Here is a 26,679-nt window from a genome sequence, read left to right on the forward strand (position 1 = left end):
AGGTAGCGAACATGACCGGAAAAGTTGCGATCGTGACAGCGGGCGGCAGCGGCATGGGGGCCGCCGCGGCGCGTCGCCTGGCCGCCGACGGCTTCCACGTCGCGGTGCTGTCGTCGTCGGGCAAGGGCGAGGCGCTGGCCGCTGAACTGGGCGGCCTCGGCATCACCGGCTCGAACCGTTCGAACGACGACCTGAAGCGCCTGGTCGATGCGACGCTCGAGCGCTGGGGGCGCATCGACGTGCTGGTCAACAGCGCCGGCCACGGGCCGCGCGGGCCCGTGCTGGAACTCACCGACGAGCAGTGGGCGACCGGGATGGACATCTACCTGATGAACGTGATCCGGCCGGCGCGGCTGGTGACGCCGGTGATGAAGCAGCAGAAGGGCGGGGTGATCGTCAACATCTCGACCGCCTGGGCCTTCGAGCCGAGCGCGATGTTCCCGACCTCGGCGGTGTTCCGCGCCGGGCTGGCGGCCTTCACCAAGCTCTTCGCCGACCAGCACGCGGCCGACAACGTGCGCATGAACAACATCCTGCCGGGCTGGATCGACAGCCTGCCGGCGACCGACGAGCGCCGCGGATCGGTGCCGATGCAGCGCTACGGCACCAGCGACGAGATCGCGGCGACCATCGCCTTCCTGGCCAGCGACGGCGCGGGCTACATCACCGGGCAGAACATCCGCGTCGACGGGGGCCTGATGCGCTCGCTGTGAGCGCCGCGCGGCGCGGGCCTTCGACGGCGCCCTTGGCGCCCGCCGGCCACGGCTTCGCCACCGCGCCGCCCGAGCCCTCCAGAATGCGGCGCATGGACCCCACCCGCCGCGCCTCCGACCGACCTCCGATCCACCTCGTCACCGGCGCCGGCAGCGGCATCGGCTGGGCCGTCGTGCAGGCGCTCGCACAGGCCGGCCACCACGTCATCGGCGGCGCGCGCCGCGACGAGGACCTCGCCCGCCTCGCGCAGTTGCCGCGCGTCACGCCGCTGCGTCTGGACCTGCTCGATCCGGCCGCGCCCGACGCGGTGCTGGCGGTCCTGCACGACGGGGGCTTCGAAGCCCTCGACGGCCTCGTCAACAACGCCGGCATCGGCGAGCTCGGCCACCTGGCGGCCTGGCGCGATGACGACATGCAGCGCCTGTTCGAGACCAACGTCTTCGGCCTGATGCGGCTGACGCGCGCGCTGCTGCCGGCGCTGCTGGCCGCGCGCGGCCGCGTGGTCAACGTCGGCTCGATGGGTGGCTCGATCACGCAGCCGCTGTACGGCCCGTACACGATGAGCAAGTTCGCGCTCGAGGCCTACAGCGACTGCCTGCGGCAGGAGTGCGCGCCGCATGGCGTGCACGTGGCGATCGTGCAGCCGGGCGCGGTGGCGACGCGCATCGGCGCCAGCGCCGGCGCGGCCAATGCGGCGCGGCTGCGCGCCACGCCGCCGCCGTTCGATGCCGACGCGCTGCGCGTGCTGCAGGCCTTCGAGGCGACTGCCGCGCCGGATGCGCCCGACTCGGCCGACGCACCCGAATCGGCGATCCACCGCAAGCCGGCATCGCCGGAGGCGGTGGCGGCGGTCGTGCTGCAGGCGCTGACAGAACCGCAGCCGCAGGCGCGCTACCTCACCGGCACCCGCTGGGAAGGCGAGCGCGTGCTGCGCGCCCTGACCGAACGCCTGATCGACGCGGCCACCAGCCCCGGGCAGCGGCTGGACCGCGAAGCCTTGCTGGCGTGGGTGGAGGCGGCCTGGCGCGAGCGTTTTGAAGGGGCCGGTTCAGGCGCCACAGGGAACCCTGGCGACCTTGTGCGTTAACACCTGGTTTCCCGATTCAACGCGCACTGACGAATTGCAAAGCAATTCATTGCGATAGCAAGCGCGAATTGCCGCGTCATTGGGCCGTCAGGCGCCCATTGCGCCAATGACGCGGCCAAACCACTCGATAGGGCAATCGGCGTGCCTGTTGCGGGCACGCATCGTCACACCCGTCGAGTGGCTTTACACGCTTCAAATCCCTTCTGAAAGTGCATGAATTCAAGCCATTGTTCTCACTGACTATTCTTCAATTGGCGCGGCAATTGCTTATTTGATGCGCAGTAGCGGTTTGTATTGATTTCCCAATCGTTCATCGACTACGCGAGCAAAGCCATGAAGCCACTCAACATCTGGACCTTCCGTGCCACGGTCGGCGCGAGCCTGTTGCTGATCGGCGGCCTGCTGGCGCGCGGCGTGCTGCCGACGCCGGACGCGGCACCACCCCCTGAGATCGTCTTCGATCCGAGCGGCGGCGGCGTCGTCGTCGCCACCGCCAATGGCGACGAGGCCGTCACGATCTACGGCGTCGAGCTGTCCGGGCTGGGCGCCTGGGCCGGTGGCTTCCTGGACGCCGGCAGCGCCGACTTCGGCATCGACGTGGCCGGCGACGACAGCCTGCGCACCGGCGCGGTCGGCTCCACCGCCCGCGGCCGCTCGCTGAGCGGTGCGCTGGCGTGGATCCTGGCGCCCCACGACGTCCCGTCGGAGGGCGATGCATCGAGCGCTGGGGCGGACGATCGCCTGCCGCGCCTGCCGGCCGTGGCCGGCGCCCCGGGTGCGCGTCCCGCGTACGACGCGCGGCCGATCCTGGCAGCGCTGGTCGATCCCGAGGCCCGGCAGCAACTTCCTCTGGCCAGCGGACTGCCAGGCGATCTGCCGGCCGGTGCGGCGGATGTGCCGGTCGCCAGCGGCCCGATCGTCACGGCGGCGGCGCCGTGGATGGCGCCGCTCGACGCGCTGGACACGGCAACGCCCGAGCCGGAAGTCCTGCCCGCGGGCGCGGGCGGCAACCCGGGTGTTCGTGTCGAGCCGCACAAGCGTGGTGGCGGCGGCTCCCCGGGCGGTTGGAGCCCGTTCACCGGCTCTCCGGTGGCCGCGGCCGGACCGGGCGGTTCAGGGTCGCCGAGGATCGGGCTGCCGGGCCGTCCGACGGGACCGTCGGGGCCGGTGATCCCGGTCGCCGGGCCGGGCCGCGCGGGCGGCGGCGGAGGCGGCGGTCACTCCCCGTTCGACTGGGGCGGTCCGGTCACGCCGGGGCATGGCCACCCGGGTTCCGCGATCGATGACCCGGTCGGCCAGCTGTTCGACGGGCCGGACCCGGCCGCCGGCGGTGGCCTGCCCGGCGCCGGTTCCACACCCGCTGACTGGGGACCGTCGTTCGGACCGCAGGGCCCCGGCACCGGCCTCGCGCCGATCGTGGTCGACCCCGCGGCGGTGCCCGAACCGGCCACCTTGCTGCTGATCGCGCTGGCGCTGCTGGGGCTGGGCGCGGTGACGACGCGCCGCTTCACCGGCGCACGACGGAGTCCGCCCCCGGGCCGGCTGGCCGACACGACGCGATAGATCGCCCGCCCGGCGCGGCTTCGGCGCGCGCTGCGCCACGCCGCGCCGCGGGGCGGTCGTCGCAGGTCGCCGGCCCGGGCGGACGCCGGCAGGACGGTGCCTTTGCACAGTGGCGGCTCATGCCACTGCCTCCGCGCCGCCTGCGCGGCCTCCTGCCATGACTCCTGCCACGACCCCTGTGCCTGCGCAGTCGCTGCGCCGCGTCGCGCTGGCCGACCGCCTCCACCTCGAAGTCTTCGAACAGGGCCCGCGCGACGGCCTGCCGCTGCTGCTGCTGCACGGCATCACCGATTCCTGGCGTTCGTTCGAACCGGTGCTGCCCCACCTGGGCCCGCAGTGGCGGGTGATCGTGCCGTCGCAGCGTGGCCATGGCGACAGCGACAAGCCGGCCACCGGCTACTGCACCGATGACTTCGTCGCCGACCTGGTCGCGCTGATCGAGGCGCTGGCGCTGCCGCCGGTGATCGTCGTCGGGCATTCGATGGGCAGCACGCATGCGCTGCGGCTGGCCGCCGATCGGCCGGACCTCGTGCGCGGGCTGGTCGGCCTGGGCACCTTTGCGCGCTACGGCGACAAGCCCGAGCTCTTGCAGTGGGTCGCCGAGGCCGTGCAGCCGCTCGCCGATCCGGTGCCGCGTGCGCTGGTCGAGGACTTCCAGCTCGGCACCCTGGCGCGCGCCGCGGCGCCTGGCCTCGTCGAACGCATGGTGGACGAGAGCCTGAAGGTGCCGGCCGCCGTCTGGCGCGAGGCCTTCGCCGGCCTGCTCGAGGACGACTTCTGCGACCGCCTGCACCGCATCGAGGTGCCGGCCTTGCTGGTGGTGGCCGAGGCCGATGCCTACGTGCCCGTCGCCGATGCCGAGCGACTGCAGCGGGCGATGCCGCAGGCGCGCATCGAACGCTGGGCCGGCGCCGGCCACGCGTTGCACTGGGAAGAGCCGGCGCGCTGCGCCGCGAGCCTCGTCGCCTTCGCGCGACAGGTCGCCGGCATGTCCGCGGCAGCGGCCTGCTGACGGCGGACCGGAGCGTCCATGCCGACGGTCGGTGCACGGGCAGGGCCCCTGCGCCCGACCGGGACGCTGCCGTAACCCCGGGCCGCGGGCGGGCCGCGGCGTGGATTGCGGCGCGGGTGCATCCGTCGCGCGGCGCAGGCCGTAGGTGGGGGCTCGTCGCGCGGCCGGCCACCACCGGGCCGGCCGGACGCGATACAACACCTACCGGCCACTTCTGGCCGGCCGCTCCGCATGACCCCCGCGCCCACCTTCCGTTTCCATCGTTTCGAGCTGCGCCCCGCATCGCGCGAGCTGTGCGCCGACGGCGTGCCGCAGCGCCTGGGCGAACGCGCCTTCGACCTGCTGCTGGCATTGGCCGAGGCCGGCGGCGCGGTCGTCTCGCGCGATGCGCTGTTCGAACGCGCCTGGCCCGGCCGTGTCGTCATCGACGACAACCTGAAGGTGCAGGTGATGGCGCTGCGCAAGCTGCTCGGGCCGGAGGCGGTGGTCACCGTGCCGGGCCGCGGTTATCGCCTCGGCTGGCCGCTGCTCGACAGCCCGGACGCGGCGCCGCCCGCCGTGCCGCCCGCCGCGCCGGACCCGTCCCGACTGTTCGGCCGCGAGGCCGAGCTCGCGCGGCTGCGTTCGGCGCTCGCCGCCGGACGGCTGCTGACCGTGACCGGACCGGGCGGCATCGGCAAGACGCGGCTCGCCGCCGCCGCGGCCGACGCCGAGCGCGGCCGCTGGCCCGATGGCGTGGCGTGGGTCGAGCTGGCGGCGCTGACCGAGCCCGACGCGATGCCGGCGGCCGTGGCGCATGCGCTGCGCCTGCCCGCCGGGCCGCGGCCGGTCGATGCGGCCGGGATCGCCCGCGCGCTGCGGCCGCTGCAACTGCTGCTGGTGCTCGACAACTGCGAGCACCTGCTGCCGGCAGCGGCGGCGCTGCTGTCGGCGATCGCCGCGGCCGCGCCGCAGGTGGCGCTGCTGGCGACCAGCCAGGTGCGGCTCGATATCGCGGGCGAAGCCGTGCTGGCGCTCGATGGCCTGGCGCTGTCGCCCGCTGACGCGGCGCCCGATGCCGCGCAGCGGTCGCCGTCGGAAGCGCTGTTCGCGGCGCGGGTGCGCACCGTCGCGCCGCAGATCGAGCTCGATTCGCCGGCGGACGTGTCGCTCGCACGGCAGATCTGCCACCGGCTGGACGGCCTGCCGCTGGCGCTGGAGCTCGCCGCCGCGCGCGTGCCGGCGCTGGGCCTGGCCGGCGTGCTGCAGCGGCTGGACCACCAGCTGCAGCTGCTGACCCGCGGGCCCGCGCACGCGCCGCCGCGCCAGCAGACGCTGCGCGCGACGCTCGCCTGGAGCCACGAGCTGCTCGACGAGGTGCAGCGCGTGGTCTTCCGCCGCCTCGGCATCTTTGCCGACCGCTTCACGCTCGACGATGCGCAGGCCGTCGCCGCCGACCAGTCGATCGACGAGTGGGCCGTGCTCGATGCGGTCGACGACCTCGTGGCCCGCTCGCTGCTGCGGCCCCTCGACCCCGTCGGCGGTGCCGGTGAACGCCGCTACCGCCTGCTGGTGCATGCGCGCGCCTACGCGCTGGAGCAGCTGGAGGCCGCCGCCGAGCACGACGCGGTGATGCGCCGCCTGGCCGACCACCTGGTGCGCAGCTTCGTCGCCGCCGAGCAGGGATTCCTCCATGCAGCGCTGGGGCCGTGGGTCGACGCGCTGTGGCCGCGCCTGCACGATCTGCGCGCAGCGCTGCAGTGGGCCGCACGGCAGCCGGCCGAGGCGGACCGGCTGCTCGCGCTGGCCAGTGCCGCCGGCCCGTTCTGGGCCGCGGCCAACCTCGACCGCGAAGCCGCGCCGTGGCTCGAGCGCGTGCGGCCGCTGGGCGAAGCGCCGGGCCTGGCGGACGAGCCGCTGGCGCGTTATTGCAAGGCCGTCGCCTTCCGTCTCGTCAACCCCACCGCGCCGGTGGCCGAGTCGGTCGCGGCGGCCGAACGCGGCGCCGAGCTGTTCGAGCGCCTGGGTGATCACGCCAGCGCCTACCGCCTGCTCGGCCTGGTCGCGCAGCACGGCCGGCGCATCGACCCGCAGCGCGACTGGCAGCCGCTGTTCCAGCGCCTGCGTGCGCTGGAGCGGCCCGAGTGGTCGGCCACGATGCGCCTGACCCGGCTGCGCGCCGAAGGGGTGGCGCAGGCCCGTGCCGGCGACTGGGCCGGCTACCGCGAACGCTTCCAGCTCGAGGCCGCGCTGCTGGCCGAAGCCGGCGACGCGCTGCGCGCCTGGGGCGCGAGCTACCACGTCGCGCTGGCGGAGCTGGCGCTGAAGCGGCCGGCGGCCGCGATCGCGGTGCTCGAGCCGATGGTCGCGCAGGTGCGCGCGGCCGGGCTGCTGCGCGAGCTCTGGACCCGGCCGGTGCTGCTGGCGCTGGCGCGCATCGAGGCCGGGCAGGGTGCCGAAGCCGCGCCCGCGGTGCGCGAGGCGGTGACCCTGCTGCGCGTGGCCGGCGCGCACGCCTGGTGCGCCGACCACTTCGCATGGTGGGCGCTGGACTGCGGCGAGCCGGCGCTGGGCGCACGCCTGGCCGGCTGGGCCGATGCCACCGTGCGGCGCAACGGCCAGCCGCGCCATGCCCACGCGCGGGCGGCCCACGAGCAGGCGTCGCTGCGGCTGGCGGTGAAGCTGCCGCCGGCCGCGCGCGAGGCCCTGCGCGCCGAAGGCGAGGCCTTCGACGACGAGCTCGCGCTGCTGCGCGTGCTGCAGCTGGCGGACGCACTGATCACGCGTTAGCCATTTCCGACGCGGCTCAGCGGCAGACCCGCGTGCGCAGGTCGCACCAGTGGTCGCTGGGATCCGGCGGCGCGGCGGCCGGGGCGCTGGCGACCGGCCGGGGCGTCTCCTGCGGCGGCGGCACCGCCGGTTCGGCGCAGGCGCCGAGCTGCGCGGCGCCGACCGCGAGGCACAGCCGCAACGCGGCGAGGCGCCGGACCAGGCCGGAGCAAGCGGGGAGACGGACAGCGCCGGGTCCATCGGAGCGCCGGACCATGCCGGCGGTGACGCCCCAGGAGATCGATTCGAAGCACATGGTGGACAGCGTTGAAGAGGGTCGATGCGCCACTGTCGCCATCGACCGTCCGCCCGCCGTCCGTGGCACCGGCCGGTGACGCCGGCGCCGCGGCGGACGCCGGGCGGACGCTGCGCCGGCATCGTGCCGCTCCACGGTGCCGCCGCCTCTGCCGAGCCTGCAGGCGCCACCGCCCGAGTGCTTCTCCAACGAAAGGACCTTCCCGATGACCACCCTCCACGATGTCCACGACCTGGCGCTGAGCGGCGCGACCGCGAGCGCCGTCGACCACTACGAGCAGGCCTGCCGCGCGATGCAGTGTTACGTCGGCGACCCGGTCGCCGCGGTGCAGGCCGCGCTGGCCGAGGCGCCGGACATGACGATGGCGCACGCGCTCTACGCCTGGCTCAACCTGCTCGGCACCGAGCCCGCCGGCCTGCCCGAGGCGCGCCGCGCGCTGGCCACCGCGAAGGCGCTGCCGGCCACCGAACGCGAGCGCGCCCACCTGGCGGCGATCGCGCTGGTGATCGACGGCCGCTGGCATGCCGCGGGCCTGGCGCTGGAAGACCTGTCGGTGCGCTGGCCGCGTGACCTCGTCGCGCTGCAGGCCGGCCATGCGATCGACTTCTTCTGCGGCCATTCGCGCATGCTGCGCGACCGCATGGCCCGGGTCTACGACGCCTGGCAACCCGGCATGCCCGGCTTCCACGCGCTGCTCGGCATGTACGCCTTCGGCCTCGAGGAGATGGGCGACTACGCCCGCGCCGAGGCGATGGGCCGGCGCGCGGTGGAGCTCGAGCGCCAGGACAACTGGGCCTGGCATGCGGTGGCCCACGTGATGGAGATGCAGAACCGGCGCCGCGACGGCATCGATTGGCTGCGCCGCGACACCGCCGCATGGACCGACGGCAGCTACTTCGCGGTGCACAACTGGTGGCACCTGGCGCTGTTCCACATGGGCCTGGACCAGATGGACGAGGTGTTCGCGCTGCTCGACCAGCGGGTGCTGGCCGGCCAGTCGTCGGTGGCGATCGACATGATCGACGCGTCGGCCCTGTTGTGGCGGCTGCAGCTGCGCGGCCACGACGTCGGCAGCCGCTGGCATGCGCTGGCCGACCGCTGGGCCGCGCATGCCGAGGCCGGCAACTACGCCTTCAACGACTTCCACGCGATGATGGCCTTCTGCGGTGCCGGCCGCGAAGCCGAGGCCGAGCGCCTGCTCGCCACCCAGGCGCGTGCGCTGCATGCCGGCGACGACAACGCGATGTTCCTGCGCGAGGTCGGCCTCGACGGCACGGCCGCCGTGCGCGCGTTCTCGCAGGGCCGCTTCGGCGACGCGGTGCGCCTGCTGCGCCCGCTGCGCAGCCAGTCCCACCGCTTCGGCGGCAGCCACGCGCAGCGCGACCTGATCGACCTGACGCTGATCGAGGCCGCCGCGCGCGACGGCCAGAAGCTCTTCGCCGACGCGCTGCGGCGCGAGCGCGCGAACCGCATGGCGTAACCCGCGAACGACGCGTCCTTCCTTTCCTGCAGGAGCATTTGAATGACGATCCTGAAACCCATGCCGCGCGCCGGCGCGGCGAACGGCCGCGCCGTCGGCGACGCCGAGGTCGGCGCGCTGGCGGTGACCGCCACGTTCAGCCTGGGCACGCTGTCGGTGCCCGGCGATTCTCTGGACAACACCATCACCATCAGCCGCGACGCCGCCGGCAAGCTGCTGGTCAACGGCGGCGCCGTCGCCGTGCTCGGCGGCACGCCCACCGTCGCCAACACCGCGCAGATCCAGGTCTTCGGCCAGGGCGGCAACGACGTGGTGACGATCAGCGAGGTCAACGGCGCGCTGCCGAAGGCCCAGCTCTTCGGCGGCTTCGGCAACGACGTGCTGACGGCCGGCTCCGGCGCCGACCTGCTGTTCGGCCAGGACGGCAACGACACGCTGCTCGGCAAGGGCGGCAACGACCTGCTGTTCGGCGGCTTCGGCAACGACACGCTGACCGGCGGCGATGCCGACGACCAGGTGTTCGGCGACAGCGGCGACGACCGGCTGATCTGGAACCCGGGCGACGACAGCGACGTGTTCGAGGGCGGCGACGGCACCGACACCGGCGAGGTCAACGGCGGCAACGGCACCGAGACCTTCACGCTCACGGCCAACGGCACGCGCATGCTGTTCGCGCGCACCGACGTCGCGCCCTTCGAGATCGACATGGGCACGATCGAGAAGGTGGTGCTGAACATGAACGGCGGCGACGACCGCTTCTCGGCCACCGGCAACCTGGCCGCGCTGGCGCAGCTGACCATCGACGGCGGCGCGGGCAACGACACGATCCTGGGCGGCAACGGCGCCGACCTGCTGATCGGCGGCGACGGCAACGACTTCATCGACGGCAACCAGGGCAGCGACAGCGCCCGCCTCGGCGCCGGCAACGACGTGTTCCAGTGGGACCCGGGCGACGGCAGCGACACCGTCGAGGGCCAGGACGGCGCCGATGCGCTGCTGTTCAACGGGTCGGCGATCGCCGAACAGTTCGCCGTGTCGGCCAACGGCGGCCGCGTGCTCTTCACCCGCGACGTCGGCGCGATCACGATGGACCTCGACGATGTCGAGACCGTCGACCTGCGCGCGCTCGGTGGCAGCGACCGCATCACCGTCAACCCGCTCGCCGGCACCGACGTGAAGACCGTGCGCATCGACCTCGCGGCAGCCGGCGGCGGCGACGGCCAGGCCGACGTCGTGGTGGTCAACGGCACCGCGGGCGACGACGCGGTGGCGATCGTGTTGGAGAACGGGGCGCTCGTGCTGCGCGGCCTCGGCGCCGACATCGTGGTGCTGAACTTCGAGCCGGGCACCGACCGCCTGCAGTTCAACGGCCTCGCCGGCAACGACGTGGTGCTGGGCAACGGCACGCCGGCGGTGCCGCTGACGCTGGTCCTGAACGGCGGCGACGGCAACGACGTGCTGATCGGCGGTGCCGGCAACGACACGCTCGACGGCGGCGCAGGCTTCGACGTGCTGATCGGCGGGCCGGGCAGCGACGTGCTGCTGTCCGGCGAGGTGCTGATCCCCGGCACGCCCGGGGTGATCGATGCCGCGTTCTTTGGGTGATGGCGGCCTGCGGCAAGATCGGCGCATGAAGACGACCACCCGATCGCTCGCTTCGCCGCGCCGCCGTTCGCTGCTCGCCGGCCTGCTGCTGCCCGCTGTCGCGCTGCCCGGCTGCGGCGGCGGCGGCGACGCTGGCACGCCGATGCCGCCGCCGCCGGCCGAGCCGCGCTTCACGCCGAACGGGCTCGATGACCGCATCGTGCGGCGGCTGAAGGCCGGCGGCGACACGCCGGCCACGCTTTACGCCGGCACCGACCAGGGCGTGTGGCGCCGGCGCCCGGGCGCCGCCTGGCAGGCGCTGGGGCCGGCGAACCACACGGTGCTCGACCTCGTGGTCATCGATGCGCAGACGCTGCTGGTCGCCGCGCAGCGCAACGACTCCGTGCCCGCGCACGCGCTGCTGGAGACCCGCGACGGCGGCGCCAGCTGGCACGCGCTGGCGCACGACTTCGGCGGCGATGACGGTCCGGAGCCAGTGCGTGCGCTGCACTTGCAGGCCGAGACCGGCCGCCTGCTGGCCACCGGCACCGACGTGCTGGCCGAATCCACCGACCGTGGCCGCCACTGGCGCCGCCTGTCGGGCCAGTGGCAGGCCTTCGGCCAGCCGAAGGATGCGCTGGCGGTCGAGCCGGCCAGCGGCGACATCTGGTACGGCGGCCAGGACGCCATCGAAGGGTCGGTGCTGCTGCGCCGGCGCGCGGGCACCGGCCAGCTCGACAGCTATCCCGGCCTGATGCCCAACCCGAGCGTGACGAAGGGGATCCGCTTCGTGCCCGGCCAGCCGCAGCGGGTGATCGTCGGCGGCGAGGGCGGGCTGGTGCAGACGATCGACAACGGCGCGCGCTGGACCCGCCTGCTCGACGCCGACTACCGCTTCCACTTCGACGTGCTGCAGGACCCGCAGCGGCCGTCGCGCTTCGTCACCGCCGGCTGGAGCAAGAACTTCGACGATCCGCAGCCGCTGGTCGTGCAGGTCAGCGACGACGACGGCCGCAGCTGGCGCCGCCTCCAGCATCCGGACAACCGCCTCTTCGGCGGCGTCTGGAGCATGGCGGTGACGGTGGAAGGCGGGCGCAGCGTCTACGAGCTCGGTCTGTACAAGGGCGGCGTGATGCGGCTCGAGCTGCCGTGAAGCGCTGCGCGGCCGCGCAGGACGGGAGGGCGGCGCCGGCCGCCCTTCATTTTTTACCCCGTCTCACCGCCGCGCCGCGCCCGCTTCGCGACCATCAGGCCATGAATGCTTCGACCCCTCCCGCGATCCACCTGCGCCTGCACGGCTACCCGGGCATCGACGTCGCCGGCCGCCCGGTCTTCGTCGGCCTGAAACACGGCCTCGCGCTGCTGGCCACGCTGGCGGCCGCGCAGCACCGCCCGGTCGGCCGCGACAGCCTGGCCACGCTGCTGTGGCCCGATGCCGCGCCAGGCACCGGCCGTGCGCGGCTGCGCCGGCTGGTGCACGAGCTGCACGGCACGCTCGGCGTCGCGGCCATCGAGGCGACGCCGGACGCGCTGCGCCTGGCCGACCCCTGCTCCAGCGACCTGGATCAGACACGCGCGGCGCTCGCACGGCTGGCAGCGGCCCCGCGGCTGGACCGCGCACTGCTGCAGCCGCTGGCCGAGCCGACGGCCGCCGGCTGGCTGGAGGGGTTCACGCTCGGCGTCGAGGCCTTCGACGAGCAGGTGATGGCCGGACGTTCGGCGCACCAGGCGGCGCTGGCGCGCGCGCTGGAAGCGGCCGCCGAGGCCGCCGTGCAGCAGCGCGATGCCGCGCTGGCCGAGATGGCCGCGGCGGCGCTGCTGCGGCTGGAGCCGTGCCACGAAAGCGCCTGGGCCGCCCGCATGGCCGCCCGCGCGCTGTGCCGGGACGCCTCCGGCGTCGAGGACGCGTACTTTGCGTGCGCGCAGCAGTTGCGCGACGAGCTCGGCGTGCGGCCCTCGCCGCGGCTGGAAGCGGCCTACGCCGAAGCCATCGGTGCCGCGCGCGCCGCGCCGATGCGGCTGGCGATCGAGTTCGCGCCGACGCCGCACGGGCAGGTGGCCTACGCCGCGTGGGGCAGCGGCCGCGAGACCATCGTCGTGCTGTGGGGCCTGATGAGCAACCTGGAGGTCGCGCTCGACGAGCCGCGCGCCCGCGCGATGCTCGATGCGCTGGCGCGCACGCACCGCGTCGTGATGATCGACCGCCGTGGCACCGGGCTGTCCGAGCGCGTCGGCGTCGAGCCCGATGCCGAGGCCGCGGCCGACGACATCGAGGCGGTGCTCGACCGGCTGCGGGTGCCGCGCGCGTGGCTCTTCGGCTCCTCGGTCGGCGGCACGCTGGCGCTGCACTTCGCGCTGCAGCGGCCGCAGCGCTGCGCCGGCCTGCTGCTGTGGGGCACCAGCCCGGGCGGCCGCCACAGCGCGGCGCTGCCCTGGGGGCTGACGCCGCAGAGCCTCGAGGCCTGGGCCGACCTGCTGTCCGATCCGGCCCAGCGCGACGCCGGCCTGCGCCGCTTCGCGCCGTCGGTGGCCGACGATCCGTGGGTCGCCGACTGGTACGCCCGCCTGCTGCGCAACGCCGGCACGCGCCTGGGCGTGCGCCAGATGCTGCAGGCCTACGTCGCGATGGACCTGCTGCCGCGGCTGGCGGAGATCGACGTGCCGACGCTGGTGCTGCAGCGCCGCGGCGACCGCGTCGTGCCGCGCGCCGCCGGCGAGCTGCTGGCTTCGGCCATTCCCGGCGCGCGGCTCGCGCTGCTGGACGGGGACGATCACTTCCTGTGGCACGGCGACAGCGACGCCGTGCTGCAGGCGGTGCAGCGCTTCGTCGCCAGCCCGGCCGGCGCCGCCGCGCGCGCGCCTCAGCCGCTGCGCACCACGCTGTCGGCGAAGCCCTCGACCTCGTGGATCACCGCTTCGGTGTCGCCGAACCACATCAGGTTGTCGGCGCCGGGCAGCAGGATGAACTTCGCGCCGGCGATGTGATCGGCCAGGTGGCGGCCGGCCGCGGCGCGCACGATGCGGTCGCCCTCGCGCTGCACCACCAGCGTGGGCACGCGCAGGCGCGGCAGTTGCGGCCGCACGTCGATCGCCGCCAGCGTGCGCAGCACGCTCGCCGCGCCCTGGCGCGTCGCCGACTGGCGCAGCAGCCGCGCCCACCAGTCGCGCGCGGCCGGGTCCTGCGCCACCGAGGGCGCGAACTGTTCCAGGCTGACCGCCGCGCCCCAGGACGACTGCACGCGCTGTACCCAGGCGTCGAGCTGCGCCGGCGTGATCGCCCACGGGTAGTCCGGCGCCCAGGTGCCGCGCGCACCGGTGGCGTAGAGCATCAGGCCCCGCACCCGCTCCGGGTGGTTCACCGCGTACTCGATCGCCAGTGCGCCGCCGACGGAGTTCGCGAACAGCCACAGCCGCGGCACGCCGAGCGCGTGCCGCACCGCCTCGATGTCGAGCGCGCCGGCGGCGGCGTCCAGCGCCGGGCGGTCGCTCAGGCCGACGCCGCGGCGGTCGATCAGCACGACATGGAAGCGCCGGGCCAGCCGGTCCAGCGTGGCGCGGATCACCGGCTGCTCCCAGGCGACCTCCAGGTGCGACCAGAGGCCGAACAGCACCACCATCGTGCCGCCCGGTGCCGCGGGTGAACCGAGCTCGAGGTAGGCGACCGCGTCGCCGTCGGCATCGGCGAAGCGGATCGGCGGCAGCGCGCGGGCGGCCGGCTCGTCGTCCTCGGGCGGGCGCGACAGCCGCGCGCGCGCCTCGGCATACGCCGCCTCGATGCCCGCGGACGGGCGGATGCCGAGCTCCTCGCGCAGCAGTTCCGCACAGGCGAAGTAAGCGGCCTCCACCGCCGCGGCATCGCCGAGTCGGCCCTGCGCCGCCAGCCGCAGCGCATGGCCGGTGTCGCACAGCGGATCGAGCCGCACCAGCGCGGCGGCGACCTCGGCCGCCAGCGCCGGCTGCCCGATCGCCAGCAGCTGCTCGCCGCCGCGTGCCAGCGCGCGCGTGACCAGCCGCTGCTGCTCCGAGCGCCGTTGCGCGAGCCAGCTTTCGAACGCATCGGAGCCGCAGTCGAACCCGTGCAGGATCGACGCGGCATCGGGCCGGCACAGCCGCTCGATCGCCAGCAGCGACTCGGTCGCGCCGGTCCCGGTCAGCAGCTGCATCGCGGCGCGGCGCACGGCCTGCACGTCGGTGGCCAGGCCGGCACCATCGTCCACCAGCCACAGCGCATCGGCGTCGCCCGTCAGCAGCTCGATGCCGAGCGCGGCATTGACCTCGTGGCACAGGCGGCGCAGGCGGCCGCGGCCTGTGTCTTCCGGCGCGTCCGGCCACAGCAGCGCGGCCAGCAAGGGGCGTGCGGCCTTGCGCTGCAGCTCGCTCAGGTGCACCAGCAAGGCGAGCCCGCGCTTCAGGTTCAGCGGCAGCGGCTGGCCGCGCCGCGTCAGCACCGGGTAGCCGGTGCAGGCGAGCACGAGCTCGGCGGCGGTCTCGCGCGGTGGGCTCGATGAATCCGGCGTCATGCGGCTGATTCTGCCGAGGCCTTGCGGGTGCGTCGCGCGCCGGCGGACGCCCGGCGGACGCTGCCTGCGCACAGTCGCGCCATGCCCACCCCGGAGACCCTCGCCGTGTTCCAAGTCATCCGCACGCAGATCGAACGCACCGTGCCCTTCCACCGCGTGATCGGCCTCGCGCTCGACGCGGTGGACGCCCGCGGCGCGACCACCCGGCTGCCCGAGCAGCCGATCCTCGCCAACCACCACGGCACGCTGCACGCCGGCGCGCTGTTCTCCGCCTGCGAGTCCGCGTCCGGCGCGGCGCTCGCCGGCGCCTTGCTGCCGGTGATCCTGCGCACGCGCTTCGTCGTGCGCGATGCCCGCATCAGCTACCTGAAGCCCTCGCGCGGCGAGCTGATCGCGCAGGCCGCGCTGGCCGACGAGCCGGCCGCGGTGATCGCGGCGCTCGAGCGCGACGGCCGGGCCACCGCGGTGGTCGACGTCAGCGCGCGCATCGCCGCCGGCACGGCCGACGAACGCATCGTCGCCAAGGCCAGCTTCGAGTGGCACCTGAAGCTCATCGACGGCTGATCGACCGCCGAACGATGGCCGCCAACCCGCCTTCTTCCCCACCCCTCATGCACTGGAGAGTTTCATGATCCGTCCCGACCGATTCGCGCGCATCGCCCTGCTGACCGCGCTGCCCGCCGCCGCCTTGCTCGCCTGCGCCACCCCGGCGCAGGCCGCGCGCTGGTGCGGCGACCGCTGCGACCAGGTGGTGATCGACTGGAACGCCGCCGCGCACCAGGTGATCACCGCCGCCGACGGCTATACCGACCCGATGGCCGCCTCGCGCGCGCTGGCGATGATGCACCTGGCGATGCACGACGCCGTCAACGCGGTGCAGCCGCGCTACGACACCTATGCCGTGAAGTCGGCGACCGCCGCGTCCCCTGCACCGAAGGGCCGTCGCCCGGCCGACGACGAAGGCACGGCCGCGGTCGCCGCGGTCGAGGCCGCGCACGACGTGCTGCTGGCGCTGTACCCGAAGCAGGCGGCGATGCTGCAGTCGCTGCGCGGCGCCACCCTGCACGATGCCGGCAGCGGCGCCGCCGTCACGCAGGGCCGCCAGGTCGGCACGCAGGCGGCCGCGGCGGTGATGAACCGGCGCAGCAACGACGGCAGCCAGGCCAAGGAGAGCTACGCGCCCGGCACGCGCGCCGGCGAGTACCGCTACACGCCGGGCTTCGACTTCCTGGCCGCGCCGCACTGGCGGCAGGTGAAGACCTTCGCGCTGACGGCGGCGTCGCAGTTCCGCGTCGCACCGCCGCCGAAGCTCGACAGCGCCGAGTACACCGCCGCCTTCGAGGAGGTGCGCCTGTCCGGCAGCCAGCAGCCGAACGCCAGGCGCAGCGCCGACGAGACCCAGTACGCTGCCTTCTGGTACGAGTTCTCCGACGCCGGCTGGAACCGCATCGCACGCACCGTCGCGCGCGAACGCGAGCAGAACCTGTGGGACCGCGCCCGCACCTTCGCGCTGCTGAACGCGGTGATGGCGGACGCGTACATCGCGGGTTGGGATTCCAAGATGCACTACAACTTCTGGCGTCCGGTGACGGCGATCCGGCTGGCCGCCAGCGACGGCAATGCCGCGACGCAGCCCGACGCCGGCTGGACGCCGCTGCTGCCGACGCCGCCGGTGCAGGACCATCCGTCGACGCACAGTGCGCTCGGCGCCGCCGCGGCCGAGGCACTGGCCGAGGGTTTCGGCCGCGACCGCATCGGCTTCGAGTTCGCCTCGCCGACCGCGCTGCCGGGCCATGCGACGCGCAGCTTCGCGAGCTTCAGCGACGCCGCGAAGGAGAACGCCGACTCGCGCGTGAAGGCCGGCCTGCACTTCCGCTTCGCGACGGTGCAGGGCCTGCGCCTGGGCGAGCAGATCGGCCGCTTCGCGGTGCAGAACTTCCTGCGGCCGCTGCACTGAAGGCGGCGCCCGGCCGGCGCGGCGTGCACGCGCCCGCGGGCCGCTCACGCCACGCGGGGTCGCTCACGCGCCGCGGTCCGCGGTCGCCCCCTTGCGCTGGCGCAAGGTGCCTGTCGCGGGCGGGCGCGAGCATAGCGCTTGCCCTCACGAACACCGACCCGATGCGTGCTTCCCCCGACCGGTCCGCCAGCGAACTCCCCGACCCGCCCGATCTGCAGCTGCCGGTCAGCCTGCCCAACGAAGGCTTCGACCGCTGGCTGCATGCGCAGATCGGCCGCGCCAGTGCCGGCGTCTCGCCCGCGGCGCTGCTGCTGGCGCAGACCGACTGGCTGGCCCACCTGGCGCTGTCGCCGGCCAAGCAGGTGGAACTCGTGCACAAGGCCTGGCGCAAGGCGCTGCGGTTGGCGCTGTACCTGCCGCAGGCCATGCGTTCGGAGGCCGCGCGCTGCATCGAGCCGCTGCCGCAGGACCACCGCTTCGACGATCCCGCCTGGCAGCAGTGGCCGTTCAATGCGCTCGCGCAGTCCTTCCTGCTGACCCAGCAGTGGTGGCACAACGCGACCACCGGCGTGCGTGGCGTGTCGCGGCATCACGAGGACGTGGTCAGCTTCGTCGCACGGCAGCTGCTGGACCTGGTGTCGCCGGGCAATTTCGTGCCGAGCAATCCGGCGGCGCTGCAGCGCGCGCTCGCCAGCGGCGGCGGCAGCCTGATGCAAGGCGCGCAGCACTGGTGGGAGGACGTGCAGCGCCGGATCGCCGGGCGGCCCTACGCCGGCATGGACGCCTGGCGCGTCGGCGAGAACCTGGCCTGCACGCCCGGGCGCGTGGTGATGCGCAATGCGCTGGCCGAGCTGATTCAGTACACGCCGACGACGGCGAAGGTGCATCCCGAGCCGGTGCTGATCGTGCCGGCCTGGATCATGAAGTACTACGTGCTCGACCTGGCGCCGCAGCGCTCGCTGATCGAGTACCTGGTCGGCCAGGGCCACACCGTGTTCTGCGTGTCGTGGAAGAACCCCGGCGCCGCCGAACGCGACTTCGGCCTCGACGACTACCTGCAGCTGGGCCTGTTCGAGGCGCTGCGCACGGTGGAGGCCATCGTGCCGCGCCGGCCGGTGCATGCGGCGGGCTACTGCCTCGGCGGCACGCTGCTGGCCATCGGCGCCGCGGCGCTGGCGCGCGACGGCAGCGAGCGCCTGGCCAGCGTCTCGCTGCTGGCCGCGCAGACCGACTTCAGCGAGCCCGGCGAGATCGCGCTGTTCATCGACGACAGCGAGGTCACCTTCCTCGAGGACCTGATGTTCGACCGCGGCTACCTCAGCGCCGACCAGATGGCCGGCGCCTTCCAGCTGCTGCGCTCGAACGACCTGATCTGGTCGCGTGCGGTGCGCGACTACCTGATGGGCGAACGTGCACCGGTCAGCGACCTGATGGCCTGGAACGCCGACGCCACGCGCATGCCCTACCGCATGCACTCGCAGTACCTGCACCGGCTCTTCCTGCGCAACGACTTGGCGGCGGCGCGCTTCCGCGTCGCCGACCGGCCGGTCGCGCTGTCGGACATCCGCGTGCCGGTGTTTGCGCTCGGCACCGAGCTCGACCATGTCGCGCCGTGGCGGTCGGTCTACAAGCTGATGCTGCTGTGCGATGCCGACGCGCGCTTCGTGCTCGCCAGCGGCGGGCACAACACCGGCGTCGTCAACCCGCCGCGGCGCGGCGAGGCGTCGCGCGGGCATCACCGCGTGCTCGACCGCCCGGCCGGCGGTCGCTACGTCGACCCGGACCAGTTCCTCGCGCTCGCGCAGGACCACGAGGGTTCGTGGTGGCCGCTGTGGCAGCAGTGGCTGGCCGCGCACTCGTCGCGGCCGGTGGCGGTGCCGCGTACGGCGCCGCGCGGCAGCGCGACCTTCGGCGCCGCACCCGGCCGCTACGTGCTGGAGACCTGAGCGCGGCCGCTGCGCGCGGCCGCCCGGTGACCGTCAGTCGCCCATCGTCGCCGTCGGGTAGAACGGCAGCGTGCGCACGCGCTGCCCGGTCAGGCGCGACCAGGCGTTGGCCAGCGCCGGTGCGAGCGTCGGCACGCCGAGCTCGCCGACCCCGCCGATCGCCACCGCGCGGTCGGCCTGCGCCGGGGCCGGCAGGATCGTCACCCGGACCTCCGGCATCTCGTTGAGCCGGATCATCCGGCTGGCGTTGAAGTTCTTCACCTGCGCGGAGCCGTTGACGAAGGTCTGCCGGCCGTAGAGCGCGGCATTGAGGCCGTGCACGACGCCGCCGACCAGCTGGGCCTCCACCGAGCCCGGGCTGACCGCGAGATAACAGTCGATCGCCACGGCACACTTCAGCACGCGGACCTGGCCGCTGCTCGACTTCCCGACCTCGACCACCTGCGCGACGATGCTGTTGAACGCGCTGCCGATCGCGATGCCGCGCGCGCGGCCGGCGGCCGGCGGCGTCGACCAGCCGCCGAGCGCGGCCGCCGCCTCCAGCACCGCGATCCAGCGGGGATCGGTCAGGCGCGCGCGGCGGAACTGGTACGGGTCCTGCCCGGCCGCCGCGGCGAGCTCGTCGATCATCGACTCCACCGCGAAGGTGTTGATCGATGCGCCGACCGAGCGCCAGAAGCCCACCGGCACCGGCGACGGATGGCTCACGTACTCGGTCAGCCGCGCGCCGAAGCTGTAGGGCAGGGCATGGGCGCCTTCGTAGCCCTGGCTGTCGCCGGTGGCGCCGAGCACGGCGCCGCGCTGCGCGAGGATCGACGGCGATACGTTGCGGTAGGTCCAGCCGGCGATCGCGCCACCGGCGTCGAGGCCGGCGCGGGCCTTGACCAGCGCCATCGGCCGGTACTGGTCGTGCGCGAAGTCCTCCTCGCGCGGCCACATCAGCTTGACCGGCCGCTGCAGCGCCATCGCCACCTGCACCGCCTGGCTGATGAAGTCCTGCTCGGCCTTGCGCCCCAGGCCACCGCCGAGGTACGTGGTGTGGAAGACGATCTGCTCGGGCGCCAGCCCGGTCAGCGCGACGACCAGCGACAGCGCGCCGCGCGCGGACTGCGTCGGCGCCCACACCTCGCAGCGCTCGCCGGCGCGGTAGTCGACCGTGCAGTTGAGCACCTCCATGCAGGCATGCGCGACGTAGGGCAGCGCGTAGGTGGCCTCGACCACCTTGCCCGCGCGCGTGATCGCCGCCGCCGCGTCGGCGGTGCTGCGCTCGACCGTGTACAGCGTGCCCGGCGGGTTCGCGGCGCCGGCCACGTAGGGTTTCGCGCCGGTCATCAGCGCCTGCGCGTCGGCCATGAACTGCGCGCTGTTCAGCGCGGCGACGTCGGCGGGCAGCGTCCACTTCACCGACAGCCGGCGCGCGGCCTGCCAGGCGTCCCAGGTGCTGGTCGACACCACCGCCACCGCGTTGACGTTGCCCACCGCCTCGGCGCCGCGGCCGAGACCCGGCTTGACCTGCGTCGGCACGACGGCAATGGCGCCGGCCGGCGTGGCCGGCGTCGCCGCAAGCCGGCCGCCGATGCTCGGACAGTGGCGGATCACCGCGTACACCATGCCGGGCACGCGCACGTCGAGCCCGTAGACCGCGCTGCCGTCGACCTTCGGCGGAATGTCGGGCCGGGCGAAGGTCTTGCCGATGCAGCGGAACTGCGCGTCCGGCACCAGCGCGGCCGATGCCGGCGGTGGCAGCAACGCGGCCGCCGCCGCCACCTCGCCGTAGCGGCGGGTCGCGCCGCTCGGGCCGTGGCGGATCACGCCGTTGTCGACGGTGTAGTTGGAGCGGCTGGCATCGCCGATCTGCGCCATCGCCGCCGCCACCAGCGTCTCGCGGGCGATCGCGCCGGCATCGCGCAGGCGCCAGAAGTTGTTGCGCGTGACGCCGCTGCCGACGGTGTTGATCGCCGTGCCGACCGGCGCCGGCGTCTTCAGCGTCGGCCCGCCCTGCACCAGCTTCACGCGCGCCGGGTCGACCATCAGGTCCTCGCACAGCACCTGCGCCAGGCCGGCGAACGAGCCCTGGCCCATGTCGGAGCTGCCGATCGCCAGCGTGATGCGGTCGTCGCTGCCGATCGTCAGCCAGGCGTTGACCTGCGTCGGCGCCGGATCGGTGGCCGCCTCGAGGCGGCTGGCCGCCGGCAGCACGAGTCCCAGCGTGAGGGCGCCGCCGGTGCCGAGGAAGCCGCGGCGGTCGAGCGTGGGGAGCATGTCCTGCATCGCCGCCTCCTTCACAGGTCGGCCAGCGCACGCTTCATGCGCTGGTAGGTGCCGCAGACGCAGACGTTCTCGATCTCGCCGGCGATCTCGCTGCCGTGGTGGCCCGCGCGCATCGCCCCGGCCACGCGCATCAGCACGCCCGACTGGCAGAAGCCGCACTGCGGCACCTGGTGCTTGATCCACGCCACCTGCGCCGGGTGGCTGCGGTCCGGCGACAGCCCCTCGATCGTCGTGATGCGGCGGCCGGCGGCCGACGACACGTCCATGTCGCACGACTTCTTCGGCTCGCCGTCGACCCACACGGTGCAGGCCCCGCACACCTCGATGCCGCAGCCGTACTTGGTGCCGGTCAGCCCGATCAGGTCGCGCAGCACCCACAGCAGCGGCATCTCGGCGCTGCGCACCTCGACGACGTGATCCTTGCCGTTGACGTTCAGCGTGTAGCTGAGCATTCGCTTCTCTCCTTCCGACGTCCCGCGCCGCGATGCTGCGGCGTGCGACGCATCGTCTGCACCGCGATGAACCGAAGCTGAACGGCGAGGGCGGCCGCGCGAAACGTTTTGTATGAGGCGTGTGCGGTTCCGGGAGCGCGGCTCAGAACCGCAGCTCGGCGCGCAGGCCGCGGCCCAGCGCCACGGGCGAGCTCAGCACGAGGCGCAGGCCCGCCTGCCGGGCGATCGCGTCGACGATCGCCAGGCCGAGGCCGCTGCCTTCGCGCGCCGCGTGCCCGCGCTCGAAGCGCCGGACCAGCGTCGGCAGCACGTCGGGCGCCACGCCGGGGCCGTCGTCCTGCACCACCAGCCGCGCCGGCGGGCCGGCTTCCGCGATGACGTCCACCTGCGCCGCCGCGCCGCCGTGGCGCAGCGCGTTCTCGATCAGGTTGCGCAGCGCGATGGCCAGCGCATCGAGGTCGCCCTCGACGACCACGCGCGACGCCGGCAGCTGCAGCTGCAACCGGCCGGCGCGGCGCTCGGCGTCGAACTCGTCGGCGACCAGGCGTGCCAGCTCGGCCAGGTCGACCGGCTCGCGCCGCAGCGCGACGCCCGATTCGAGCCGCGCCCGCTGCAGCAGCCGGGCCGCGAGCCGGGTCAGGCGGTCGATCTGGCGCACCAGCGCCTGCGCATGGCCGCGCGCGGCGTCGTCGGGCGTCACGGCGGCCAGCCGCTGGGCCTGCGCCCGGGCCGCGGCCAGCGGCGTGCGCAGCTCGTGCGCGGTGTGCAGCGCCAGCGTGCGTTCGGCCTCGATCAACTGCCGAAGCCGCGTCAATAACGCGTTGGTGCCACGTAACCACGGCTGCAGCTCGTCGGGCAGATGGGGCAGCGCCAGCGGTTCCAGGCGCTGGACGTCGAGGCTTTCCAGCGCATGGCGGGCGTGCTCGACGTCGGCGAAGGCGCGGCGGATCAGCCAGCGCAGCAGCAGCGCGACCGCCGGCAGTGCCGCCAGCAGCGCGAGCAGCAGCCAGCGCAGCGCGTGCCACAGCACTTCGCGCCGGTGGCTCACCGTCTCGGCCACCTGCACGCGGCGGCCATCGGCGGCAGTGAGCGTCAGCACGTGCCACGGGCCGCGGTCGTGCAGGCCGTCGCTGCCGCGCGGGTCCATCGGTGCGTCCGGTGCGCGCGCCGATCGCAGCCGCAGCCGGCCGTCGCGGTCGAACAGCTGCCAGCTGACGAAGTCGCCGTGTTCGCCGGGCGGCCAGGTACCGGGCGCGACCGTCGGGCCGGACGCCACCGCGTCGGGCATCGCCAGCAGCCGCGACGCGGTCTGCTGCAGCGCGCCGTCGAGCACCTCGTTGATCTCGTGCATCAGGCCGGCCGTGGCCGCCGCTCCGGCGACGAGCCAGCCGGCGACCAGCAGCGCCAGCAGGTGCCGCCACAGCCGCTGCTGCAGGCTCCAGCGGCGCCCGGCCTCAGGCGGCGTCGGAAGGGAGCTCGAGGCGATAGCCGAGTCCACGGTGCGTGCTGATCGCGCGCGGGCCGAGCTTCTTGCGCAGCCGGCTGACGATCACCTCGAGTGAATTGCTGTCGGCATCGCCGAGCCCCGCGGCGGCGAGGGCGTGCTCGATGTCGCTGCGACCGTAGATGCGGCCGGGCCGCCCGGCCAGGCACGCGATCACCGACCACTCCATCGCCGTCAGGTCGATCGGCGCGCCGCTCCGGCTGGCGTGGCGCGCGGCCGGGTCGAGCAGCACGTTGCCGATGCGCAGCGCCTGCCTCGGCGGCCGGCCGGCACGGCGGGCGACGGCGTCGATGCGCGCGAGCATCTCGTCGAGGTCGAAGGGCTTGACCAAGTAGTCGTCGGCGCCGTCGCGCAGCGCTCGCAGGCGGTCGGACAGCTGCTCGCGCGCGGACAGCACGATCACCGGGCGCGGGTCGCCGGCGGAGCGCCATTCGCGCAGCAGCGCCAGGCCTTCGCCGTCGGGCAGCGCGAGGTCGAGCAGCACCAGGTCCGCCGCCGCGGCGCGCGCATCGCCGACGTGCCGGCAGCTCGTCACGGCATGGCCGGCCGCGCGCAGATGGGCAGCCACCGCCTGCGCGAGGTCGGCGTCGTCTTCCACCAGCAGGATGTGCAGCGCCCGCATCCGCCCAGCGTGTCCCGCGACTCAGGCCGGCACCGGCTCGGCCACCGCGGCATCGGCGCCTTTCAGCACCGTCCCGGCGGCGTCGATCACGCGCACGTCGACCGGGATGCCGGCCCGCACGCTCTGCGTGACGATGCAGAAGTCCTCGAACTGGCCGAGCACGCGGTCGAGCGCATGCAGGTCGTGCGCCGGCGCGCCGAGGTGCAGGTCGACGCCGATGCGGGCGATGCGCAGCCGGTTCTGCGCATTGCGCGCCATCGACAGCGTGGCCACCGCCCGCAGCGGCTCGGCCGGATTCCTGAACTTGCGCAGCGCGAACAGCAGGCTGGCCGCCAGGCAGTTGGCCACCGCCGCGGCCAGCAGGCGCGCCGGGTTGGGCCCGGTGCCCTGTCCGAGCGGTGGCGGCTCGTCGGTGTGCAGCGGCGGCAGCGCCGCGTCGCGGAAGTCGACCTCGAAGGCGAAGTCCGACTGCTGCCGAAGCTCGAGGCTGAATCCGCCCTCGCTCACGGGACTCACGGCTTGCGGCCGGCGGAGGCCGGGCAGGTGTCGACGCCCAACAGGCCGTACGCCGGACAGAAGCGGAACAGGCCGGTGGCCAGCAGCACCACGCCGATCCAGCCCCACGCACCGATGGTGCCGGTGACGGCCAGGGCGATGAGCGCCAGGCCGGCGACGATTCGAAGCCCCCGGTCGAGGGACCCCACGTTGACCTTCATGCAGACCTCCTGCTTGGTTGACTGGTCGAATCGTCCATCAGCGACCACTGATGGAGATTGATGCACGTCAGTCCGCGCCCCCGCAAGCCGGGATTCATCGGCACGCGCTAGATTCCGTGCTGCCATGCGCCTGCTCATCATCGAAGACGACCCCGACCTGGGCGAACCACTCGCGCTCGGCCTGCGCCAGGCCGGGCACGGCGTCGACTGGTTCCGCGACGGCGCCCAGGCCGATGCGGCGATCGCCGCCGCGCCCTACGACGCGATGGTGCTCGACCTCGGCCTGCCCGGCGCCGACGGCATGACCTGGCTGCGCCGCTGGCGCGAGCGCGGCAGCACGCTGCCGGTGCTGATCCTCACCGCGCGCGACGGTGTCGAGCAGCGCATCGCGGGGCTGGACGCCGGCGCGGACGACTACCTGATCAAGCCGATCTCGGTCGACGAGCTGGCCGCCCGCCTGCGGGCCCTGCTGCGCCGCACCGCCGGCCGCGCGCAGGCGGTGTGGTCGCACGGCGCGCTCGACTACGACCCGGCGGCGCGGCGCGTGCGCTGGCAGGACCGCGAGGTCGAGCTCACCGCGCGCGAGCTGGCGCTGCTGGAGGTGCTGATGTCGCACCCGCAGCGCGTGCTGTCGAAGGAGGTCCTGCTCGAGAAGCTGTACGACTGGAGCGGCAGCGAGCCCGAGAGCAACGCGCTCGAGGTCCACGTGCACCACCTGCGCCGCAAGATCCATCCCGGCATCGTGCGCACGGTGCGCGGCGTCGGGTATGCGCTGGGCGAGGCGGTCGGCGCCTCCGAGGCCACGGGCCGCCGGCCCAAGGGGGCCGCGTGAGCCTGCAGCGCCGCCTGCTCGTCTACCTGCTGCTGTGCGCGCCGCTGGTCTGGGGGCTGGCGCTGCTGGCCTCCGCCGACCGCGCCCGGCACGAGGTCAACGAGCTGTTCGATTCCGAGATCATCCGGCTCGCGCGGCAGGTGCAGTCGACGCTCGCCGGGGTGCGCATCGACGGGGCGCCCGCGCCGCCGCCGGACGCCAGCGGCGAGGCCGACCTGCGCGACCTGGCGGTCGCGGTGTGGAACGCCGAAGGCAAGCTGCTGATGGTCGACCGCGAGGGCGTGCAGCTGCCGCGCCGCAGCGACGCCACCGGTTTCGTCGACCTGACGCTCGACGGCAACCGCTGGCGCGTGTACTACCTGCAGTCGCCGCACGGCGAATGGCTGGTGGCCGCGGGCCAGCTTGAGTACGAGCGCGACGAGCTGGTGCGCAACCTGTTGGCCAGCCAGATCGTGCCCTGGCTCGCCGTGCTGCCGCTGCTGATGATCGCGATGGCCTGGGCCGTGCGGCAGGCCCTGGCGCCGGTGCGGCAGATCACCGACGAGGTGCACGGCCGCGGCGCCGACGCGCTGCAGCCGATGGCCGCCGAACGGGCCCCGGCCGAGCTGCGGCCGCTGCTGCAGGCGATGAACGGCCTGTTCACGCGCATCGAGGCCACGCTGGCGCGCGAGCGCCGCTTCACCGCCGATGCGGCGCACGAGCTGCGCACGCCGCTGGCCGTGCTGCGTGCGCAGTGGGACGTGCTGCGCCAGGCCCGCGACGAGGCCGAGCGCGGCCGTGCGGTCGCCCGCCTGGGCGCCGGGCTCGACCGCATGGACCGCCTGGTGTCGCAGCTGCTGGCGCTGGCGCGGCTGGAGGCCACCGACCGCCTTCCGCGCTCGACGCCGATCGACTGGCCGCGGCTGGTCGAGCAGGCGATGAGCGACGTGCTGCCGCTGGCCGAGCGCCGCCGCATCGAGCTGGCCTGCGACTGGCCGCCGGCCGGCACGCCGCCGTTCGCGCTGCAGGGTGATGCCGACCTGATGGTCGTGCTGCTGCGCAACCTGCTCGACAACGCGGTGCGCTATGCGCCCGAGGGCAGCGCGGTGGGCCTGCGCTTCGACGGCGCGGGCTTCAGCGTCGAGAACGACGGACCGCCGCTGCCGCAGGAGGTGCTGTTGCACCTGGGCGAACGTTTCCACCGCCGCGAGGGCCAGGCCGAGTCCGGCAGCGGCCTGGGCGTGTCGATCGTGCAGCGCATCGCGCAGCTGCACGGCCTGCGGCTGGACTACCGCCCGCGCGCCGGCGGGCAGGGCGTGGTGGCCGCGCTGCGGCTGGCCGGGGACGCGCCGGCATGAGGTCGGGCGCCGCCCGAG

The 26,679-nt window shown here is 74.2% G+C and carries 21 protein-coding genes and 1 pseudogene; 14 read left to right on the forward strand and 8 right to left on the reverse strand.

The window, feature by feature from the left end; genetic code table 11:
* Nucleotides 1–11: 11 nt before the first annotated feature.
* From P1K89_RS17110 to P1K89_RS17130, 5 genes are all read left to right on the forward strand, one after another.
* The gene (locus P1K89_RS17110; RefSeq protein WP_284617697.1) at nt 12–713 is read left to right on the forward strand and encodes an SDR family oxidoreductase; all 702 of its coding nucleotides are present in this window, start codon (nt 12–14) and stop codon (nt 711–713) included.
* Between the two features lie 92 nt (nt 714–805).
* Nucleotides 806–1,801 (forward strand): SDR family NAD(P)-dependent oxidoreductase, encoded by a 996-nt coding sequence (locus tag P1K89_RS17115; RefSeq protein ID WP_284617698.1) that lies wholly within the window; start codon nt 806–808, stop codon nt 1,799–1,801.
* 333 nt (nt 1,802–2,134) lie between these two features.
* A complete protein-coding gene (locus tag P1K89_RS17120) occupies nt 2,135–3,364 on the forward strand; it encodes a PEP-CTERM sorting domain-containing protein (RefSeq protein WP_284617699.1) in 1,230 nt (409 codons plus the stop codon).
* Between the two features lie 157 nt (nt 3,365–3,521).
* Nucleotides 3,522–4,376 carry an alpha/beta fold hydrolase gene (locus P1K89_RS17125; RefSeq protein WP_284617700.1) on the forward strand — a complete coding sequence of 285 codons (855 nt, stop codon included), beginning with the start codon at nt 3,522–3,524 and terminating at the stop codon, nt 4,374–4,376.
* A 231-nt stretch (nt 4,377–4,607) separates the two neighbouring features.
* The gene (locus P1K89_RS17130; RefSeq protein WP_284617701.1) at nt 4,608–7,145 is read left to right on the forward strand and encodes an ATP-binding protein; all 2,538 of its coding nucleotides are present in this window, start codon (nt 4,608–4,610) and stop codon (nt 7,143–7,145) included.
* Nucleotides 7,146–7,161: 16 nt separating this feature from the next.
* Here the strand turns inward: P1K89_RS17130 and P1K89_RS17135 are convergent, their stop codons facing one another.
* Entirely contained in the window at nt 7,162–7,440 is a 279-nt protein-coding gene (locus P1K89_RS17135; protein ID WP_284617702.1) for a hypothetical protein, read from the reverse strand.
* Nucleotides 7,441–7,645: 205 nt separating this feature from the next.
* Between P1K89_RS17135 and P1K89_RS17140 the strand changes: the two genes are divergently transcribed.
* The 4 genes from P1K89_RS17140 to P1K89_RS17155 all read left to right on the forward strand — a co-directional run bounded on the left by P1K89_RS17140 (nt 7,646) and on the right by P1K89_RS17155 (nt 13,489).
* Nucleotides 7,646–8,920 carry a tetratricopeptide repeat protein gene (locus P1K89_RS17140; RefSeq protein WP_284617703.1) on the forward strand — a complete coding sequence of 425 codons (1,275 nt, stop codon included), beginning with the start codon at nt 7,646–7,648 and terminating at the stop codon, nt 8,918–8,920.
* A gap of 42 nt (nt 8,921–8,962) precedes the next feature.
* Nucleotides 8,963–10,525 (forward strand): calcium-binding protein, encoded by a 1,563-nt coding sequence (locus P1K89_RS17145; RefSeq protein WP_284617704.1) that lies wholly within the window; start codon nt 8,963–8,965, stop codon nt 10,523–10,525.
* A 25-nt stretch (nt 10,526–10,550) separates the two neighbouring features.
* Nucleotides 10,551–11,657, forward strand: a complete 1,107-nt coding sequence (locus P1K89_RS17150) for a beta propeller repeat protein (RefSeq protein ID WP_284617705.1) — start codon at nt 10,551–10,553, stop codon at nt 11,655–11,657.
* Between the two features lie 101 nt (nt 11,658–11,758).
* Nucleotides 11,759–13,489: an alpha/beta hydrolase gene (locus P1K89_RS17155; RefSeq protein WP_350081530.1), complete on the forward strand. Its 1,731-nt coding sequence runs from the start codon at nt 11,759–11,761 to the stop codon at nt 13,487–13,489.
* Nucleotides 13,490–13,509: 20 nt separating this feature from the next.
* Here P1K89_RS17155 and P1K89_RS17160 read toward each other — a convergent pair.
* Nucleotides 13,510–15,024 (reverse strand): annotated as a pseudogene (locus P1K89_RS17160) (bifunctional AfsR/SARP family transcriptional regulator/alpha/beta hydrolase); the annotation flags it as partial.
* A gap of 81 nt (nt 15,025–15,105) precedes the next feature.
* On the opposite strand from P1K89_RS17160, the gene P1K89_RS17165 reads away from it, so the two are divergent.
* The 3 genes from P1K89_RS17165 to P1K89_RS17175 all read left to right on the forward strand — a co-directional run bounded on the left by P1K89_RS17165 (nt 15,106) and on the right by P1K89_RS17175 (nt 18,927).
* A complete protein-coding gene (locus tag P1K89_RS17165; protein WP_284617707.1) occupies nt 15,106–15,588 on the forward strand; it encodes a PaaI family thioesterase in 483 nt (160 codons plus the stop codon).
* Nucleotides 15,589–15,652: 64 nt separating this feature from the next.
* Entirely contained in the window at nt 15,653–16,981 is a 1,329-nt protein-coding gene (locus P1K89_RS17170; protein WP_284617708.1) for a vanadium-dependent haloperoxidase, read from the forward strand.
* Nucleotides 16,982–17,142: 161 nt separating this feature from the next.
* Nucleotides 17,143–18,927 carry a PHA/PHB synthase family protein gene (locus tag P1K89_RS17175; protein ID WP_284617709.1) on the forward strand — a complete coding sequence of 595 codons (1,785 nt, stop codon included), beginning with the start codon at nt 17,143–17,145 and terminating at the stop codon, nt 18,925–18,927.
* A gap of 33 nt (nt 18,928–18,960) precedes the next feature.
* On the opposite strand, the gene P1K89_RS17180 is transcribed toward P1K89_RS17175, so the two are convergent.
* From P1K89_RS17180 to P1K89_RS17205, 6 genes are all read right to left on the reverse strand, one after another.
* On the reverse strand, nt 18,961–21,198 hold the full coding sequence (locus tag P1K89_RS17180) for a xanthine dehydrogenase family protein molybdopterin-binding subunit (protein ID WP_284617710.1): 2,238 nt from the start codon (nt 21,196–21,198) through the stop codon (nt 18,961–18,963).
* 11 nt (nt 21,199–21,209) lie between these two features.
* Nucleotides 21,210–21,650 carry a (2Fe-2S)-binding protein gene (locus tag P1K89_RS17185; protein ID WP_284617711.1) on the reverse strand — a complete coding sequence of 147 codons (441 nt, stop codon included), beginning with the start codon at nt 21,648–21,650 and terminating at the stop codon, nt 21,210–21,212.
* Nucleotides 21,651–21,792: 142 nt separating this feature from the next.
* Nucleotides 21,793–23,148, reverse strand: a complete 1,356-nt coding sequence (locus tag P1K89_RS17190; RefSeq protein WP_284617712.1) for a sensor histidine kinase — start codon at nt 23,146–23,148, stop codon at nt 21,793–21,795.
* Nucleotides 23,105–23,776, reverse strand: a complete 672-nt coding sequence (locus P1K89_RS17195) for a response regulator transcription factor (RefSeq protein WP_284617713.1) — start codon at nt 23,774–23,776, stop codon at nt 23,105–23,107. The genes P1K89_RS17190 and P1K89_RS17195 overlap by 44 nt, the downstream gene beginning before the upstream one ends.
* A gap of 21 nt (nt 23,777–23,797) precedes the next feature.
* The gene (locus P1K89_RS17200) at nt 23,798–24,283 is read right to left on the reverse strand and encodes an OsmC family protein (RefSeq protein ID WP_284617714.1); all 486 of its coding nucleotides are present in this window, start codon (nt 24,281–24,283) and stop codon (nt 23,798–23,800) included.
* A 5-nt stretch (nt 24,284–24,288) separates the two neighbouring features.
* Nucleotides 24,289–24,492 (reverse strand): YgaP family membrane protein, encoded by a 204-nt coding sequence (locus P1K89_RS17205; RefSeq protein WP_284617715.1) that lies wholly within the window; start codon nt 24,490–24,492, stop codon nt 24,289–24,291.
* 124 nt (nt 24,493–24,616) lie between these two features.
* On the opposite strand from P1K89_RS17205, the gene P1K89_RS17210 reads away from it, so the two are divergent.
* Both P1K89_RS17210 and P1K89_RS17215 read left to right on the forward strand, forming a co-directional pair.
* Nucleotides 24,617–25,324 carry a response regulator gene (locus P1K89_RS17210; RefSeq protein WP_284617716.1) on the forward strand — a complete coding sequence of 236 codons (708 nt, stop codon included), beginning with the start codon at nt 24,617–24,619 and terminating at the stop codon, nt 25,322–25,324.
* Complete coding sequence (locus P1K89_RS17215) at nt 25,321–26,661, forward strand: ATP-binding protein (RefSeq protein ID WP_284617717.1); 1,341 nt, start codon at nt 25,321–25,323, stop codon at nt 26,659–26,661. The genes P1K89_RS17210 and P1K89_RS17215 overlap by 4 nt, the downstream gene beginning before the upstream one ends.
* The last annotated feature ends 18 nt before the right edge of the window (nt 26,662–26,679 follow it).

This window comes from Aquabacterium humicola (assembly GCF_030167915.1).
Classification (GTDB): domain Bacteria; phylum Pseudomonadota; class Gammaproteobacteria; order Burkholderiales; family Burkholderiaceae_C; genus Pseudaquabacterium; species Pseudaquabacterium humicola.

Bases quoted from the DNA above. Each gene is read 5' to 3' on its own strand.
- P1K89_RS17110 (WP_284617697.1), top strand. From the start codon at position 12: ATGACCGGAAAAGTTGCGATCGTGACAGCGGGCGGCAGCGGCATGGGG.
- P1K89_RS17115 (WP_284617698.1), top strand. From the start codon at position 806: ATGGACCCCACCCGCCGCGCCTCCGACCGACCTCCGATCCACCTCGTC.
- P1K89_RS17120 (WP_284617699.1), top strand. From the start codon at position 2,135: ATGAAGCCACTCAACATCTGGACCTTCCGTGCCACGGTCGGCGCGAGC.
- P1K89_RS17125 (WP_284617700.1), top strand. From the start codon at position 3,522: ATGACTCCTGCCACGACCCCTGTGCCTGCGCAGTCGCTGCGCCGCGTC.
- P1K89_RS17130 (WP_284617701.1), top strand. From the start codon at position 4,608: ATGACCCCCGCGCCCACCTTCCGTTTCCATCGTTTCGAGCTGCGCCCC.
- P1K89_RS17135 (WP_284617702.1), bottom strand. From the start codon at position 7,440: ATGTGCTTCGAATCGATCTCCTGGGGCGTCACCGCCGGCATGGTCCGG.
- P1K89_RS17140 (WP_284617703.1), top strand. From the start codon at position 7,646: ATGACCACCCTCCACGATGTCCACGACCTGGCGCTGAGCGGCGCGACC.
- P1K89_RS17145 (WP_284617704.1), top strand. From the start codon at position 8,963: ATGACGATCCTGAAACCCATGCCGCGCGCCGGCGCGGCGAACGGCCGC.
- P1K89_RS17150 (WP_284617705.1), top strand. From the start codon at position 10,551: ATGAAGACGACCACCCGATCGCTCGCTTCGCCGCGCCGCCGTTCGCTG.
- P1K89_RS17155 (WP_350081530.1), top strand. From the start codon at position 11,759: ATGAATGCTTCGACCCCTCCCGCGATCCACCTGCGCCTGCACGGCTAC.
- P1K89_RS17165 (WP_284617707.1), top strand. From the start codon at position 15,106: ATGCCCACCCCGGAGACCCTCGCCGTGTTCCAAGTCATCCGCACGCAG.
- P1K89_RS17170 (WP_284617708.1), top strand. From the start codon at position 15,653: ATGATCCGTCCCGACCGATTCGCGCGCATCGCCCTGCTGACCGCGCTG.
- P1K89_RS17175 (WP_284617709.1), top strand. From the start codon at position 17,143: ATGCGTGCTTCCCCCGACCGGTCCGCCAGCGAACTCCCCGACCCGCCC.
- P1K89_RS17180 (WP_284617710.1), bottom strand. From the start codon at position 21,198: ATGCAGGACATGCTCCCCACGCTCGACCGCCGCGGCTTCCTCGGCACC.
- P1K89_RS17185 (WP_284617711.1), bottom strand. From the start codon at position 21,650: ATGCTCAGCTACACGCTGAACGTCAACGGCAAGGATCACGTCGTCGAG.
- P1K89_RS17195 (WP_284617713.1), bottom strand. From the start codon at position 23,776: ATGCGGGCGCTGCACATCCTGCTGGTGGAAGACGACGCCGACCTCGCG.
- P1K89_RS17205 (WP_284617715.1), bottom strand. From the start codon at position 24,492: ATGAAGGTCAACGTGGGGTCCCTCGACCGGGGGCTTCGAATCGTCGCC.
- P1K89_RS17210 (WP_284617716.1), top strand. From the start codon at position 24,617: ATGCGCCTGCTCATCATCGAAGACGACCCCGACCTGGGCGAACCACTC.